At 63.6% G+C, this 14,491-nt stretch carries 15 protein-coding genes; 9 read left to right on the top strand and 6 right to left on the bottom strand.

Annotated features, from left to right (window positions below; all coding sequences use genetic code 11):
- Positions 1-4: 4 nt before the first annotated feature.
- The 5 genes from G3545_RS09225 (at position 5) to G3545_RS09245 (ending at position 4,457) form a co-directional block, all read left to right on the top strand.
- Positions 5-1,045, top strand: coding sequence for a helix-turn-helix transcriptional regulator (locus G3545_RS09225; RefSeq protein WP_246702747.1), 1,041 nt, complete (start codon positions 5-7; stop codon positions 1,043-1,045).
- Between the two features lie 254 nt (positions 1,046-1,299).
- Entirely contained in the window at positions 1,300-2,217 is a 918-nt protein-coding gene (locus tag G3545_RS09230; RefSeq protein WP_170011857.1) for an NADP-dependent oxidoreductase, read from the top strand.
- Between the two features lie 202 nt (positions 2,218-2,419).
- On the top strand, positions 2,420-3,037 hold the full coding sequence (locus tag G3545_RS09235; protein WP_170011859.1) for a nitroreductase family protein: 618 nt from the start codon (positions 2,420-2,422) through the stop codon (positions 3,035-3,037).
- Between the two features lie 34 nt (positions 3,038-3,071).
- A complete protein-coding gene (locus G3545_RS09240; RefSeq protein WP_170011861.1) occupies positions 3,072-3,617 on the top strand; it encodes a carboxymuconolactone decarboxylase family protein in 546 nt (181 codons plus the stop codon).
- A gap of 144 nt (positions 3,618-3,761) precedes the next feature.
- Positions 3,762-4,457: a glutathione S-transferase N-terminal domain-containing protein gene (locus G3545_RS09245; RefSeq protein ID WP_170011863.1), complete on the top strand. Its 696-nt coding sequence runs from the start codon at positions 3,762-3,764 to the stop codon at positions 4,455-4,457.
- Positions 4,458-4,667: 210 nt separating this feature from the next.
- On the opposite strand, the gene G3545_RS09250 is transcribed toward G3545_RS09245, so the two are convergent.
- Complete coding sequence (locus G3545_RS09250; protein ID WP_170011865.1) at positions 4,668-4,994, bottom strand: hypothetical protein; 327 nt, start codon at positions 4,992-4,994, stop codon at positions 4,668-4,670.
- Positions 4,995-5,342: 348 nt separating this feature from the next.
- Here G3545_RS09250 and G3545_RS09255 point away from each other — a divergent pair, with 348 nt between their 5' ends.
- Positions 5,343-6,317, top strand: a complete 975-nt coding sequence (locus G3545_RS09255; protein WP_170011867.1) for a helix-turn-helix domain-containing protein — start codon at positions 5,343-5,345, stop codon at positions 6,315-6,317.
- A gap of 220 nt (positions 6,318-6,537) precedes the next feature.
- Here the strand turns inward: G3545_RS09255 and G3545_RS09260 are convergent, their stop codons facing one another.
- The 5 genes from G3545_RS09260 to G3545_RS09280 all read right to left on the bottom strand — a co-directional run bounded on the left by G3545_RS09260 (position 6,538) and on the right by G3545_RS09280 (position 10,809).
- On the bottom strand, positions 6,538-6,858 hold the full coding sequence (locus tag G3545_RS09260; protein WP_170011869.1) for a multidrug efflux SMR transporter: 321 nt from the start codon (positions 6,856-6,858) through the stop codon (positions 6,538-6,540).
- Positions 6,859-6,943: 85 nt separating this feature from the next.
- On the bottom strand, positions 6,944-7,399 hold the full coding sequence (locus tag G3545_RS09265) for a carboxymuconolactone decarboxylase family protein (RefSeq protein WP_170017979.1): 456 nt from the start codon (positions 7,397-7,399) through the stop codon (positions 6,944-6,946).
- Between the two features lie 117 nt (positions 7,400-7,516).
- Positions 7,517-8,938 carry a PLP-dependent aminotransferase family protein gene (locus G3545_RS09270; RefSeq protein WP_170011871.1) on the bottom strand — a complete coding sequence of 474 codons (1,422 nt, stop codon included), beginning with the start codon at positions 8,936-8,938 and terminating at the stop codon, positions 7,517-7,519.
- Between the two features lie 107 nt (positions 8,939-9,045).
- Positions 9,046-9,606, bottom strand: a complete 561-nt coding sequence (locus G3545_RS09275; RefSeq protein ID WP_170011873.1) for a hypothetical protein — start codon at positions 9,604-9,606, stop codon at positions 9,046-9,048.
- A gap of 3 nt (positions 9,607-9,609) precedes the next feature.
- Positions 9,610-10,809 carry an acetamidase/formamidase family protein gene (locus tag G3545_RS09280; RefSeq protein WP_246702748.1) on the bottom strand — a complete coding sequence of 400 codons (1,200 nt, stop codon included), beginning with the start codon at positions 10,807-10,809 and terminating at the stop codon, positions 9,610-9,612.
- A 550-nt stretch (positions 10,810-11,359) separates the two neighbouring features.
- Here G3545_RS09280 and G3545_RS09285 point away from each other — a divergent pair.
- The 3 genes from G3545_RS09285 to G3545_RS09295 all read left to right on the top strand — a co-directional run bounded on the left by G3545_RS09285 (position 11,360) and on the right by G3545_RS09295 (position 14,480).
- Entirely contained in the window at positions 11,360-11,980 is a 621-nt protein-coding gene (locus G3545_RS09285) for an NAD(P)H-dependent oxidoreductase (protein ID WP_170011875.1), read from the top strand.
- 273 nt (positions 11,981-12,253) lie between these two features.
- Positions 12,254-13,801: an FAD-dependent monooxygenase gene (locus G3545_RS09290; protein ID WP_170011877.1), complete on the top strand. Its 1,548-nt coding sequence runs from the start codon at positions 12,254-12,256 to the stop codon at positions 13,799-13,801.
- Between the two features lie 97 nt (positions 13,802-13,898).
- Complete coding sequence (locus G3545_RS09295) at positions 13,899-14,480, top strand: TIGR00730 family Rossman fold protein (protein WP_170011879.1); 582 nt, start codon at positions 13,899-13,901, stop codon at positions 14,478-14,480.
- Positions 14,481-14,491 lie beyond the last annotated feature (11 nt).

Raw genomic sequence — 14,491 nt, forward strand, 5'->3', positions numbered from 1 at the left:
CAACTTGATCCTGTACGCAGGTTGCCATGCAAAACACAGCCATATCGCGGGCGGCGGACAGGGGGAGTGGACCGGTTCGATGATCTCCGCCTCTGCCTCGAAGCTCTCCACTACCGACCTCAACACCCTCATGCAGGCACTTGAGATCGACGTCGTGGCGTTGACGGAAATCCTCGTTCCGCACGGCCACCGGGTCGAGATGGGAACGATCGATGCGCCCGCGATCCACTACAACCTCAAGGGTTCCGGGCGGATATCGATCAATCGCGGCCCGAACATGCAGTTGACGCCTCACCTGCTCATCATCGTTCCCCCGAATACGCCCTTTTCGATCGAGGTCGACGGCGCCGACGGCGCTACCCGCCTGATCAGCCGCGATTGTTGGAAGCGCAACGAAGAAGGTCTCTTGCGTATCGCCGTTCCGAACGAAATGCCCGAGGTCGTACAGATTTGCGGCTTCTTCAACGCGTCCTTCGGTCAGTCGGTTGGTCTGTTTCGCGACCTGCGCGAACCGGTCATCGAGCAATTCGAACCGTCGGACAAGATTGATGGCAAGCTCCGCGAGGTCATGAATGAGCTCCTGTCTCAAGAGGTCGGCGTGGGAGCGATGACGGCCTCACTTCTGAAACAGGTCATCATTGCATTGGCGCGGCGCTCGCTGAAATCTTCGCAGAGCTGGACCGACCGCTTCTCCATCCTTGCCGACCGCCAGATCACGCGCGCGTTCGCCGACATGGTCGCCCGCCCCGGCGCTGCACACACGATCCAGAGTCTGGCCTGCAGCGCAAGCTTGAGCCGTTCGGCCTTCATGGCCCGCTTTTCCGAAATCTTTGGCCGGTCTCCCATGGCCGTCCTTCGCGACCTCAGGATGCGGCAGGCCGCGCTTGAGCTAACGACGACGACGACGCCCGTCGATGTTGTAGCTCATAACGCGGGATATGAGAGCCGCTCAAGCTTCGTGCGGGCATTCCGCAAAGCCTACGACATTGATCCTAGCGAGTACCGGCAGAGCTTGAAGAACGCTGAGGCTGACAAGGGCGCTTGACCCTGCCCGGCTCTGAATTCCGGAATGCGTGTCCGCTCGTCCAGCGACGCCCAACGCGGGTTTCATCGCGCCGGCACCAGTGGCAACATGGCTTTGGGTATAGCCCCTCTGGGCGCCGCTGATGCCGCATCGCCATCACGCGTGCTCAGTAGTGACAGGAATAGTTCGGACCCGTCGAGTTCCATCTTCCCATTTTCGCTCGTCCGCAAAGGAAATCGGAAGATGACGACCTACCACACACAGGCAGATGGACGATGAAGGCAATCGTTGTGACGGACCAGGCCGCGGGAATGGCCGGGATGAAGCTGGTGGAGCGGCCCGAGCCGCAGGCGGCAATAAACGACGTCGTCGTTCGGGTCTATGCATCGGGATTCGTCGGGACTGAGTTGACGTGGCCCTCGACCTGGACCGATCGCCTCGACCGTAACCGGACACCGTCGATCCCCGGGCATGAGCTGGCCGGAGTGGTCACCGTCCTCGGCTATGGCACGACGGGGCTGTCAGTGGGACAGCGGGTGTTCGGCCTCACGGACTGGACTCGCGACGGTACCCTGGCGGAGTACGCGGCCGTGGAGGCGCGCAACCTCGCGCCGCTGCCGGGCGATGTCGATTTCACGGTGGGCGCGAGCCTGCCGATCTCGGGCCTGACGGCGTGGCAGGGATTGTTCGAGCACGCTCGCCTCCAGGCAGGACAGAGCGTCCTCGCGCACGGCGCGGCCGGCGCGGTCGGGTCGATGGTGACGCAACTCGCACGATTGGCCGGCGCCCACGTCATCGGCACCGGACGCGCCGCTGACCGCCAGAAGGCGCTCGACTTCGGTGCGCAGGAGTTTGTCGACCTCGACAACGACATCCTCGAAGACGTCGGCGCAATCGATCTGGTGTTCGATGTCATCGGCGGCGACATCGGGAAGCGGTCCGCGCACCTGGTTCGAGCCGGAGGAACACTGGTGTCCGTCGTCGGGCCGAGCGAGGTGCGGCCCGCCGACGGCCTGGCGGTCGACTTCGTTGTCGAGTCCAATCGTGCCCAACTGAGCGAGATCGTCCAGCGCGTGCGGGACGGGCGGTTGCGCACGAATATCGGCAACATCGCGACACTCGACGATGCCGTCTCCGCCTTCAACCCGACCGAGCGACGCTCGGGGAAGACGATCATCCGCGTCCATCCGTGACCGCCACGCGCCTGTCGATGCGCGCGGCCGGCCGCGTGCTGTCGGGCGCGCCGGAGGCAACCCCGGAAACTGCCCATGGCCCCGGCATGAGATGTCGGACGGGCTCCATCCCTGCAGCATTTCCAGCAACGAGAGCGAAAGCACTCTCGTAGCTCAACCTGTCCATTCATCCGTAGAACTAGCCATGACCAATGGAATGACCATGACCAACGCCGTCATCGAATGTATCCTGAGCCGCAGTGCCGCCAAATACTATGACCCTGCCGCGACCTTGAGCGACGACCAGATCCGCGAGCTGGTGCGAATTGGCACCACAGCGCCGACATCCTTCCACTTGCAGAACTGGCGCTTCATCGCCGTACGCACGCCTGAAGCCAAGGCTCGGCTACGTCCGATCGCCTGGAATCAGCCCGCGATCACCGAAGCGGCGGTTACCTTTATCGTCTGCGGCCAGTTGGTCGATACCAGCGTCATACCGGGGCGCCTGGCACCGCTGGTGGAAGCGGGCATCATGCCGGCCAGGATGGTGCCGGAATGGGAAATCCCCGCACGCGATCTGTATATGGAGTACCCGCAGCGCCAGCGGGACGAGGCCGTACGCACCGGCACCTTCGGCGCGGCGGCGATGATCTATGCGGCCCGCTCGCTAGGCCTGGGTTCGACGCCGATGATCGGTTTCGATGCCGAAGCGGTGCACCGCGAGTTCGCACTGGCCGAGGACGAAGTGCCGGTCATGCTGTTGTCCGTGGGGCCGGAGCGTCCGGGAAACTGGGCGCAGAAGCCACGCCTGCCCGTGGCCGATGTGCTGGAACTGGTGTGATTTTCAGTAAAGCCGGTAAATTGCGGAGACCATGGTGCCAAGAAGTGCAGCTCTGAAGCCGGAACAGGTGCCGGCCGAGTCGAAACCGACTCTCGATACGTTCACCAGGAATATCGGGTTCACCCCCAATATGCTGGCGACCTTCGCGCTAAGCCCGATCGCATTCAACTCGTGGGCCACACTGCGCGGCTCCATGAGCAAGGCGCTCGACGCGAAGACGCGTGACAGCATCGGCCTCGCTGTCTCCGAAGTGAATGAATGCAATTACTGTCTGATGGTGCACAGCTTTACGGCCGAGCATATGGCCAGGCTGCGGGCTGATGAAATCATTCTCGCCCGGAAGGGCCATGCCAGCGACCCGAAGCGCAATGCCGCCGTCCAGTTTGCGCGCGAAGTCATCGAGACCCGCGGCAAGGTCAGTGACGCCGATCTGAAAGCCGTTCGCGACGCCGGCTACACGGATGCGAACATCATGGAGATCGTCACTCTGGTGGCGATGTATTCCTTGACGAACTTTTTCAATAACGTATTCGATCCCGAGAATGACTTCCCCGCCGTTACGCCGGCTGGCTCGATCTGAACTCTGCCCGGTCGCATCAACCCTCTCCGAGTGGGAGGTTTGATGTGATGCGAACGTACCACCGAAGCCCGGACGCACCCAGGAAGGACACTTGGGAACGCGTCTGGGCTTTCGTATCTGCCGACAAGTTCAAGAGGAAGAACAGTGACGGTCGATCATCCGATATTCACGCGCTGGCCGGCGCAGTACCCCGATCGGCTGCAACTCTTTTCCGCCCCGACGCCCAATGGCGTGAAGGTCGGCATCATGCTTGAGGAAACGGGCCTCGCCTACGAGCCGCACCGGATCGACATCATGGCGAACGAAAGCCACGACCCGGCGTTTCTCGCGCTCAACCCCAACGGCAAGATTCCCGCAATCTACGACCCCGACGGGCCGAGCGGCACGCCGCTCGCGCTGTTCGAGTCGGGCGCGATCCTCCTCTATCTTGCCGACAAGACGGGCCAGTTTATCTCGACCGATCCGAACACCCGCTACGAAACGATCCAGTGGGTGATGTGGCAGATGGGCGGTGTCGGCCCGATGTTCGGTCAGGTCGGCTTCTTCAACAAATTCGCCGGCAAGGCCTATGAGGACAAGCGCCCGCGCGACCGCTACGCAACCGAGTCAGCGCGGCTGCTCGGTGTCCTCGACGGGCGGCTCGCGGGCCGCGACTGGGTGATGGGCGCTGACTACAGCGTCGCCGATATTTCGCTGCTCGGCTGGGTGCGCAACCTGATCGGCTTTTACGAAGCGCGCGAGCTCGTCGGTTTCGACCGCTTTCTTCATGTGCAGGCGTGGCTCGATCGCGGTCTCGCACGTCCGCAGGTGCAGCGCGGGCTGCAAGTGACGGCGGCCTGAAGGACGTCTGCTTGAGCCTGAATTGAGGATCTCCGGGCGACCTGCTTCGGGTCAAAAGCCGGCATCGGTGGCTCGCTGCGCATCTCTTGCGGCGTTTCAGGTTTCAAGCGGCAAGACCGCAAGCGTCGCAACCCCTGTCAAATCCTGGGGAGTTCCGCGCATGGCAGTCATCGCCGCCTCATCGGTGAGAAGGCGCCTATTGGCCGGATATTAGTTCGAGACCGATTTCACCTTGCGGACGAGCACGCTGTCGCCGTTCCGGCTGATTTCGAACGCACCTGCCTGGTTCGCCGCCGAGAAAGCCACACTCTGACCCGGTGCAAGAACAGACACGATACGGATCGGCGTTGCCGCGACGCCCTGCGCAAAGGTCGCGACGACGTGGAATCCGTCGCGCTCGACGGTGTAGTAGGCGATACCGGACACGTCGCCGAGGTCGATGCTCATGGCATCAATCGGACGCGGGCCATCGGCGTGGGCGGCCTCTGGAGAGACCAGGGCAAATACTGCGGCAACAACCATGCTGCGGATCAACATAGCGATCTCCTGTGGGTTGCAGTGATTATCCAGCCCCCCGGATCGACAGTGCCTGGAAACCTCCGTTCTTCGTCTCCGATCGTGCAAAGCGTGACTGCCAGGATCGGACTCTAGGCGGCTGGGACCCGAGGTGTCGTGAGACAATCGCGCCCAGACTTCCGGACTAACGCGCACCGCCGGGCGCGCCGCGGCGCCGACACGATCTCGGCGATGTGATTTGCCGTGACGCGGAGTTGAGCGGGACCCATCTCGGGCCGCCCTAGATTCATCGGCGTCTGCCCGTGGCTTCGGCGCAGGCCGTTACAAACCATACGATCAGGCTTGCACGATCATTGCCCGGTGGATTCGATGGTGGACCCGAACGACGATTTTCTCAGCGCTCCAGAATTGGATTACGACGCTTTCCGGGCTGCTCTGCGCGGGGATTGGGGATGGTTTAGCCCAACTCGCGAAGCCACCGGCAAGGTGCGCACGCGGCGCGTCTGCGGATTCGTTGCAACGGATCTCACCTGCAACACTGCCCGCGTTGAGCGGACGGAACTGGACATTCGCCGCGATGACATGGAGTACTATTACGTCACGGTTCAGGCTACGGGTGAATCGACAATCATTCACAACCGCCAGGTCATAAACACGGCCGCTGGCGATTTCGTCCTGCTCGATTCCACAAGACCCGTGACATTCGTCCCGGCGGCCCAACACCGGCACGCGCAATGGCTCAGTTTGCAATTGCCGCGCCAGAACCTGGTGTCGCATCTCGGCTTCGAGCCGCAAGGTGGCGCGTGCGGTCGTCGGCAGGCGCAAGCGGCACGTCTGCTCAGTCAACTCGCTCTCGACCCCGTCAGCAATGCGGAACCCGCGCTCGCATCGGCCGATGAATTCATGCGCCTGGCGGTCTATGATCTCGTCGGCGCGCTGTTTGCACTGCCCGTCCCGCTTGGCTCACACCACACCGACAAGCTGTTCGCGCGTGTCTGCGGCGTCATCAAGGAACGCTTTGCCGATCCGGATATGTCTCCGTGCGAGGTGGCCACGGAGATGGGAATTTCACTGCGCTATTTGCAGAAGCTGTTCACTATCCGCGGCTCGACATGTGGTGACTATATATCCTCGCTCCGTCTGGATCACGCGGCGCATCTGATCGAACGCCGCGCGTCGATGAAGACAGGTCAGCCTCTCAGCGATATTGCCTATGCCTGCGGCTTTCGTGACTACACGTATTTTGCGCGCAGATTCCGCCTGCGTTTCGGCACCAAGCCGGGCGCCGTCGGAGCAGGCGTCACGGGTAGCGACGACGCACGAGCCCGCGCCGACATTGGGTAAAGTCGAAAAGGCCCACGACGAAGCGACGTGACCAGCAGGACAGCGGACCGATGTCAGCTTCTGTCACTCGCTCCGCTCCGATGCCTTCGATGCGGAACAAGCCGCGTGCGTGCGCCCCCACCCCGCTCATTCCGTCGACTCGAAATCCTCCTCCCTGGCATTCAGCATCGCCGCCAGCGTGCGCAGGTCGGTAGGAGCTGATCCATGGTCTCGCATTTGCTCAGCTTGCCGAGACCAGCTTGAGCCCGATGACGCCGGCCAGGATGAGAGCGATGCAGAGCAGCCTCATCGGCGAAGCCGGGTCGCCGAGCATCGCCACTCCCAGGATCGCGGTGCCGGCCGCGCCGATGCCGGTCCACACCGCATAGCCGGTCCCAACCGGGAGCGTGCGGAGCGACAGCGAGAGAAGAACGACACTCGATACTCCGGTGGCCACAGTAAACAACGCAGGAGTCAACCGCGTGAAACCTTCCGACGACTTCATGCTGTAGGCGAATGCGATTTCGAGAATGCCGGCAATGCCGAGCAGTGCCCATGCCATGACCACGGATCCGTTCGTTGATTGCCCGGCGCTACGGCCGGGCGTGGATTGACGAGAGTGCGCGGAGCACGCGCCCAGCGGATTGCTAGGCCTTGGCAATCGCGGCCGGGGTCGAGCGGAACGAAACGCCGAAGCGATTGAAGGCGTTCATCAGGCTGATCGCATAGGTGAGATCGGCGAGTTCCTTGTCGCAGAACTCGGCCGCGGCGGCCTCATAATCGGCATCGGGAACGCCTGTTTCGGATACCCGTGTCACGGTCTCCGCCCAGGCGAGGGCGACGCGTTCGCGAGCGCTGAACATGGCACCCGCATCGCGCCACACCGGCACAAGCACGAGCTTTTCTGCCGTCAGACCGGATTTGAGCAGGTCGCGCGAATGCATGTCGATGCAGAACGCACAGCCATTGATCTGCGACACCCGCAGATACACGAGATCGACAAGCTCCTTCGGCAGGCCACTTCTCTGAACGGCGACATACACGCCGCCGAATGCCTTGTAGCCTTCAGGAGATGCCTTCGCGTAGTCGATACGACTGGTCATGACGAGTCCTAATGTTTCCATCTGAGGACCCGATCGTGTCGTATCATGGCTCACCTCGGAAGGTCCAAGATGCACCATCCGTGCTAGGCCATGATGACCCGGGACGCGCGGCCGCCGTCACATCAGCTTCAGCATGCGCTTGCCGAGCTTCTCGGCGGTGCCTTGGGAATCGACATTGGTGAAATTGACCAGCAAGGCGGAAGCCCCCTCGCCTTCCGTGGTCCAGTCCGTCAACGCTTCCGCGTAAAGGCCCGCTTCGCGCATGCGCGCCACCAGCCGGCGATCCGACTGTTTGCCCTGCAGCCGCAGGATCAGATGCATCCCGCCCGGCTGGGCATCGATGCGCACATGCTGCTTCAGCACGCTCTCCAGGCCCGCTGCCGTCGCGTCCCGACGCTCGCCATAGAGCTTGCGCATCCGCTGGATATGACGCGCAAAGTGCCCCTCCCTTATGAAGGCGGTGACAATGGCCTGCGTAAGCTCGGGGCTGCCGCCGGCAAAGGTATCGCCGACCTCTTCGAACCGCTCGACCTGCGCTTCCGGGACGACGAGATAAGCAAGCCGCAGGCCTGGAAACAGCACCTTGCTGAAGGTGCCCGCATAGAGCACACGGCCCTCGCGATCGAGGCTCTTCAACGCAGGCAGGGGACGGCTGACATAGCGGTACTCGCCGTCATAATCGTCCTCGATGATCCACGCATTGTTGCGCGCGGCCCAGTCCAGCAGCGTCATGCGTCGGGGCAAGGACAGCGAGACGCACAAGGGGCTCTGGTGCGCCGGGGTCACCACCGCCGCGCTCGCCCGCGGCGCCAGCTTGATCCCCTCGGAAACCACCATGCCATGGCGATCGACCGGCACCGGGACGGTCGCAATACGCATATGCCCGAATATCTCCCGCGTCGGCGGGTAGCCGGGAGTTTCAAGCCAGACCCGATCCCCGGCCTGCAGCAGGGCATGGGCAATCAATTCGATGGTGGTCCGGTATCCGGAGGTCACGAATATCTGTGATGGCGAGCAGTTGATGCCCCGCGAAACCTGGAGATAGGCGGCGATCTCGGAACGCAGCGGCGGCAGGCCATACACGCTGGGATGCACCATGTCGGCCGGCTGCATGGCGCGCACGCACCGCGCGCCGAGCCGCGCCCAGATCTTGCGCGGAAACGCATCAAGCGCGGGCAGCCCCATCTGGAATGGCAGGATCGAATCCGGGCGAAAACTGACCGGGGCGATGGCGCGCGCGGATCGCGGCGCCGGGTCCGGAGCCGGCGCTTGCGGCTTGAGGTCCGGCGTCACGATGGTCCCGGCCTGGCCGCGGGACTGGATGTAGCCCTCGGCCGCCAGCAAGGAATAGGCGGCCTCGATGGTGCCCCGCGCCAGACCCAGTTCCTGGGTCAGCGCCCGCGCCGAAGGTATCCGGTCGCCCGGCTTCAGCACCCCGCTGGCAATGGCGCCGCGAACCCGATCATAGATCTGCCGATAGAACGGCGTGGCCGCCGTCGGATCCAGCGGCGCGATACTACCGGGCTTGGTGATGGCCATGGTCTAGTCAGCTCCGCGGATGGCGCGGAACTGACTATACCACGATGGTCCGGATCGACGGCGCAGGCGGATTGAAGTGGCCGGATGCGCGTCCTGCATCCGCGCTGTCAGCCATCGGGCATCGCCTCGCCGGCGAAGAAGGCGTGCGATCCCCGGTGTGCCGGGACACGTCCTTGCGGCGAGCCGGCAAATGCGGGCAGCGCGTCATTGTGCGCAGTCAGCGTCTGCGCCAGCAGGTAGCCGTGGCGGTCCGTGAAATCCTGCCGGCACACCAGAGCGTGGCTCCCGAACGAGACAAGCCCCCTCAACGGCACGTTGCGGATATCGTCGAAGGGCGGCCTCGCAAGAAACAGCGCCTCCGCGTTCTCCGTCGCCATGATCGCGACGTCCTGTTGTCCCGTGCCAATGAGGACACCGACACGCCGGGCGTCCGCCGCGCGCGCCATCCGGGCGCGCGAAGCGGGGAGAAAGCGCGCCAGCACATCGACCGCCGCGCCGGCCAGCGCGCCGGACGTCTCGTCATCGCGCTGGCCGACGATCAGCAGGCGGTAGCGCCGATAGATCGACCACATGGCGTCCGGTTCCAGATCGGCGACAGCCGGACCGTGGCCGGCGAGGACGAAGGCCGCCGCGCCCACGCCCAATGTCAGCAACTCGCGCCGGTCCATGTCTCATTCCTCCTTGAACACGTCGCGATTGAGGATCGCCGTGACGCCCACATTCGGCACATCGACGACCTGCGAGATGTTGAGGTCGACGGCCACGCTGACCAGAACGTAGGCCTGCTCGCGGGTCAGCCCCCTGGTCTTGACCAGGAAGTCGATCATGCTGAGCGTGGCGTTTCGCGCTGCCAGCGTGAGGTCCTCCGAGAGGTTTTCAAGCGGAGCGATCTTCTGGCCACCAAGGTAGGTGGAGAACACCGGCAATTCGCCCACGGACTTCAGCGGAAGCCCAGTGATCGCGTAGAAACTCGACGGCGCGAGTGACTTGAGCTGGGCGCCGCCCTCGAAGTGCATGGTCGAAAGCCGCGACGCACCGCCCGGAAGGACCTTGGCCTGCAGCGTCACCCTGGCGCCCATCTCGATGGCCGTGCCGGCCACCTCGCCGCCGCCCATGGCGAAGTGGACATCGCCGGCGAACAGCCCGCAGCCGTCGATGAAGCAAGGGAACAGCAGCGTGGTGCCGACCACGGTCTCCTTGGCGTCGACATTGCCGCCGTTCTCGCGCGGCGGAACGGTCCGCACGCATTCGTCCTTCGCCGTCCCATCGACGCCGCAAATATCCGTCGGCAGCGCGTCGACCGGCTGGGGCAGCAGCACCGCACCACCCGCCTCGGCCAGCGCCTTCTCCCGCTTCAGCCACTTGTCGAGTTCCGGCTTGTCCGGCAGTACGCCGACCGTGCCCATGAACGCATTCTTGGGAACCGCGATACCCGGCATGTCCTTCGAGCGCGCTTCGAGGCCGTTGAGCTCCCAATGGACGATGTACGGATCGGGAAACACATCGCGCAGGAAGCCGAAGCCCGGCACGATCGTGGTGGTGCCGAATTCATCGGGAGCTATGTCCACCACGGTAACCGCAATCGCGTCCCCGCGCTTTGCCCCCTCGATATGGACGGGTCCGGTCAGCGGATGGCAGCGGTTGAGATTGACGGCCGCCACATCCGCGGGCGTCGAATTGAAGTCCAGATCGGAATCGAGCCCGTCGCGGGTCTCGAGCACGAATTGCTGCCCGGGCATCACATGGGCGACCGGCTTGATCGCGTAGTGAATACGGTTGAAGCAGTTCGGATCGTCTTTGCAGTGCTCGCCCGACTTGGCGATGATCACCGGGGCCGGACCCTTGACGTCGCTGGTATCGGCCAATGCCATGGTCCAACTCCCGGCAAGCAACAGAACGGCCAAAGGCACCGTCCTGGCGAAGCGGGATTTGATTGAACGTCTTTCCGGAAGGCGCGCTTCCATGCGATCGGAGCGGGTGCGCTTTCGCTGCCTGCCGTGCTTGATCGGCTTCTCGTGAAGGCTCCATTCAGGCGCGCTGTCGGCGTATTCGATGTGCGTGCTCATGACGTCTCCTTACATCTGGGAAGTAAGGACCCGATCGTGTCGCGCCTTGGCTCAGCCTGGTAGCTCCAAGAACCACATTGCCTGCTAGTCCATGATCGCTTCGGCGCTGCCGGCACGGCGCGTCGTTCTGCGGAAACCATTCATCCGCCTGCACTGGCCTCGCAGTGCATTGATCTATGCGGGTGAGCAACATGGACCAGTTGCTTAGCCAATTCATGGACCTTGGGCATGAGCCAAGGAGTTTCTAGGTTGTTTCCTGTCTCGCGCTCCGGGCCGGACATCGCCTGCCGGGCGATCCGGTCTACCGAAAATCGGGCGTGAGCACCGTCACTCAAAGCAGACTGGAGACGAGCAGATGAAAGAGATCCTGCATGTCAGCTGCAGCCCTCGCGGCAATGCCTCCGAGAGCTACCGGCTGTCGCAAAAGATAATCGACCATTTGATGGAGAGAGAGCCGGAGGCGATCGTCGTAAAGCGGGCGATCGGCGGCGCCGTCATACCGAATGTCGACGAGAATTACGCGATCTCCCAGCAGTCATCGGCGGATGTCTCCAAAGACGGCTCGATGATCTATTCCGAACAGCTCATCCGGGAACTGGAGAGCGCGGACTTCGTGGTCATCAGCACCCCGATGCATAATCTCACCGTGCCCGCCGCGCTGAAGGCGTGGATCGATCACATCGTTCGCGCGCGCCGGACCTTCAACGTGACCAGCGCTGGAAAAGTCGGCACGCTGCAAGACCGTCCGGTTTATGTCGCCATCGCATCCGGCGGAAGATTTTCCGGCGAGCGTGCGCGTCAGCCGGATTTTCTCACGCCCTATCTGACGACCATCCTGGGCACCATCGGCCTGCACGATTTGACGTTCTTCTCGGTCCAGGGAACGGGATCGGGACCGGATGCCATCGCCCAGTCCAGAGCCATTACCGATCAGCAACTTCAAGCGCATTTCTATTCGGCGCTGCTGACCTTGTGATGAGGACAGGTTGTGCAAACAGCCTGGCGATCCCGGGGCGTCGCAGCCATGTGCGTTGCAGAGCAATTGCCACGACGCTATATAACCGGCGTCGGAAAAGGCAGACTTGGTCTGGTAAGCCCAAGTCCTTTCGGTAACGGAAGCTCTGGTCTTTGGCTTCGTGCACGAGATCCCCACGACGAACATCGGACGCTGCCCAGGCGCCCCATCGTTCGTCCGTGTGGTCCCGAACTCGAGGAACGCTCCGGTCGAACATCGACAAAGGAGTTGTTCATGCACAGCCATCACCCGGCTCGCCATGATGTCGTGATTGCCGGTGCCGGCCCCGTCGGCCTGTTTCTCGCCTGCGAGCTGCGGCTCGCTGAGCTCTCGGTTCTGGTGCTGGAGCGGGCCGAAGACCCGCGCTCGCCCCTGAAGCGGCTTCCGTTCGGAATGCGCGGCCTCTCGGCGCCCACCATCGAAGCCTTCTACCGTCGCGGCTGGCTCGACGACATCGCGGCGCCGCAACGCGCGAAAGATGACCCAAGTAACGGCAGCACTTCGGGCGCCGCACATTGGATGCAACAGGCGCGCCGCCCGGGCGGCCATTTCGCCGGCATCCAGTTCTACCTGGACAATATCGACACCTCGAAGTGGCAGTACCGCCTGCCAAGTCCAGCCGGCACCAGCATGGCGGTCGACATGGAATCCCTCGAATCCGCCCTGGCCGCTCGCGCAAGCGCGATGGGCGTCGAGATCAGGCGCGGCCTCGGCGTCGAGGACCTCAGCCAGTCGGACGAAGACGTGACCATTCGCGCCGGCGGCGAGAGCTTTCGCGCGCGCTGGCTGGTCGGTTGTGACGGCGGCCGCAGCACGGTGCGCAAGGCTGCCGGCTTCGAGTTCGCCGGCACCGATCCCGAGTTCACCGGCTATTCCGTCGACGTCGAGATGGCCGATCCGGACAAGCTCCGCCCAGGCCGTCACTACACGCCGACGGGCATGTATACGTACTCGGCGCCCGGGACCATCGCGATGGTCGACTTCGACGGCGGCGCGTTCCACCGCAACCAGCCGATCACGCGCGAGCATGTGCAGGGGGTCTTGCGCCGGGTTTCCGGCACGGACGTCACCCTGAGGGCCCTCCGGCTTGCCACCACCTGGACGGACCGTGCCTGCCAGGCGACAGCCTACCGCAACGGACGGGTGCTGCTCGCCGGCGACGCCGCGCACATCCATTCTCCTTTGGGTGGCCAAGGGCTCAATCTCGGGCTCGGCGACGCGATGAACCTCGGCTGGAAGCTGGCCGCGACCATCCGCGGCAACGCGCCGGCCGGTCTGCTCGACAGCTATGCGAGCGAACGCCATCCGGTGGGGGCGCAGGTTCTCGACTGGTCGCGCGCCCAAGTCGCGCTCATGCGGCCGAACCGGAGTTCGCGCGCGCTCGAAGCCATCATCCGCGATCTCATCGACACGCGCGACGGCGCGACCTACTTCGCCGAGCGCGTGTGGGGAGTTTCCCTCCGCTACGATCTTGGCGGCAGCCACCCGCTCATGGGCCGCGGCGTTCCCGACTTCGAACTGGTCGACGGTACGAAAATCGGCGATCTGATGAGCGAGGGGAGAGGTCTGTTGCTGGACTTTGACTCGCGTGCACCGTTGCGGGCACTCGCCAGCCGGTGGAGTGGGCGGATCACCTACGTCGCAGGCGACGCCAGGGATCGGTTGGGGTTGAGCGCTGTGCTGGTGCGCCCCGATGGTTTCGTTGCCTTCGCCAGCGAGGACGCGCCTGACGACGAGGAAATTGCCCGAGCCGCGTCGCGATGGTTCGGCGAACCCGGATAGGTGCGTGAACCCGCCCGGGTGCTGTCCGCCTGAGACCGCAGCCGGTGCATAAGATCGAGGGCTTCAGGAAGCCGACAACGGATAGAGAGCCGTCCAGATGACAACGCGTTCCATCAAGACCATCGCCGTATTCTGCGGATCGAACTTCGGTGCTTCCGACGACTTTGCCGAGGGAGCGCGCGCGCTCGGCCGGGCTTTGGGCGAAGCCGGGATCACCATGGTCTATGGCGGAACGACCAAGGGTCTGATGGGCGTCGTCGCAGAGGCCGCGCTGGCTTCCGGCGGCGGCGTGCATGGCGTCATCACGCAGAGCCTGCACCAGCGCGGGCACTCGCATGCCGGCCTGACCCGGCACGAAATCGTGCCGACCCTGCGCAGCCGGAAAGAGCGCATGGCCGAGCTGGCCGATGCCTTCATCGCGATGCCCGGAGGCATCGGGACCATGGAAGAACTCATGGAAGTCTGGACCATGAACCAGCTGTCGGAGATCGACAAACCGGTAGGTCTCCTGAACACCGCCGGGTTCTTCACAGCGTTCCTGGAGTTCATCGACCATATGGTCGAGACCAAATTCCTGCCCGCGGCACATCGTCATTCGATATCGGTGGATGCAGACGCGAATACCCTGATCGACAAGCTGCGCAACTATGCGCGCGTCGATGTGCCCAAGTGGCTGTAGAAGCTGCCCGA

This window comes from Starkeya sp. ORNL1, assembly GCF_012971745.1.
Taxonomy (GTDB): domain Bacteria; phylum Pseudomonadota; class Alphaproteobacteria; order Rhizobiales; family Xanthobacteraceae; genus Ancylobacter.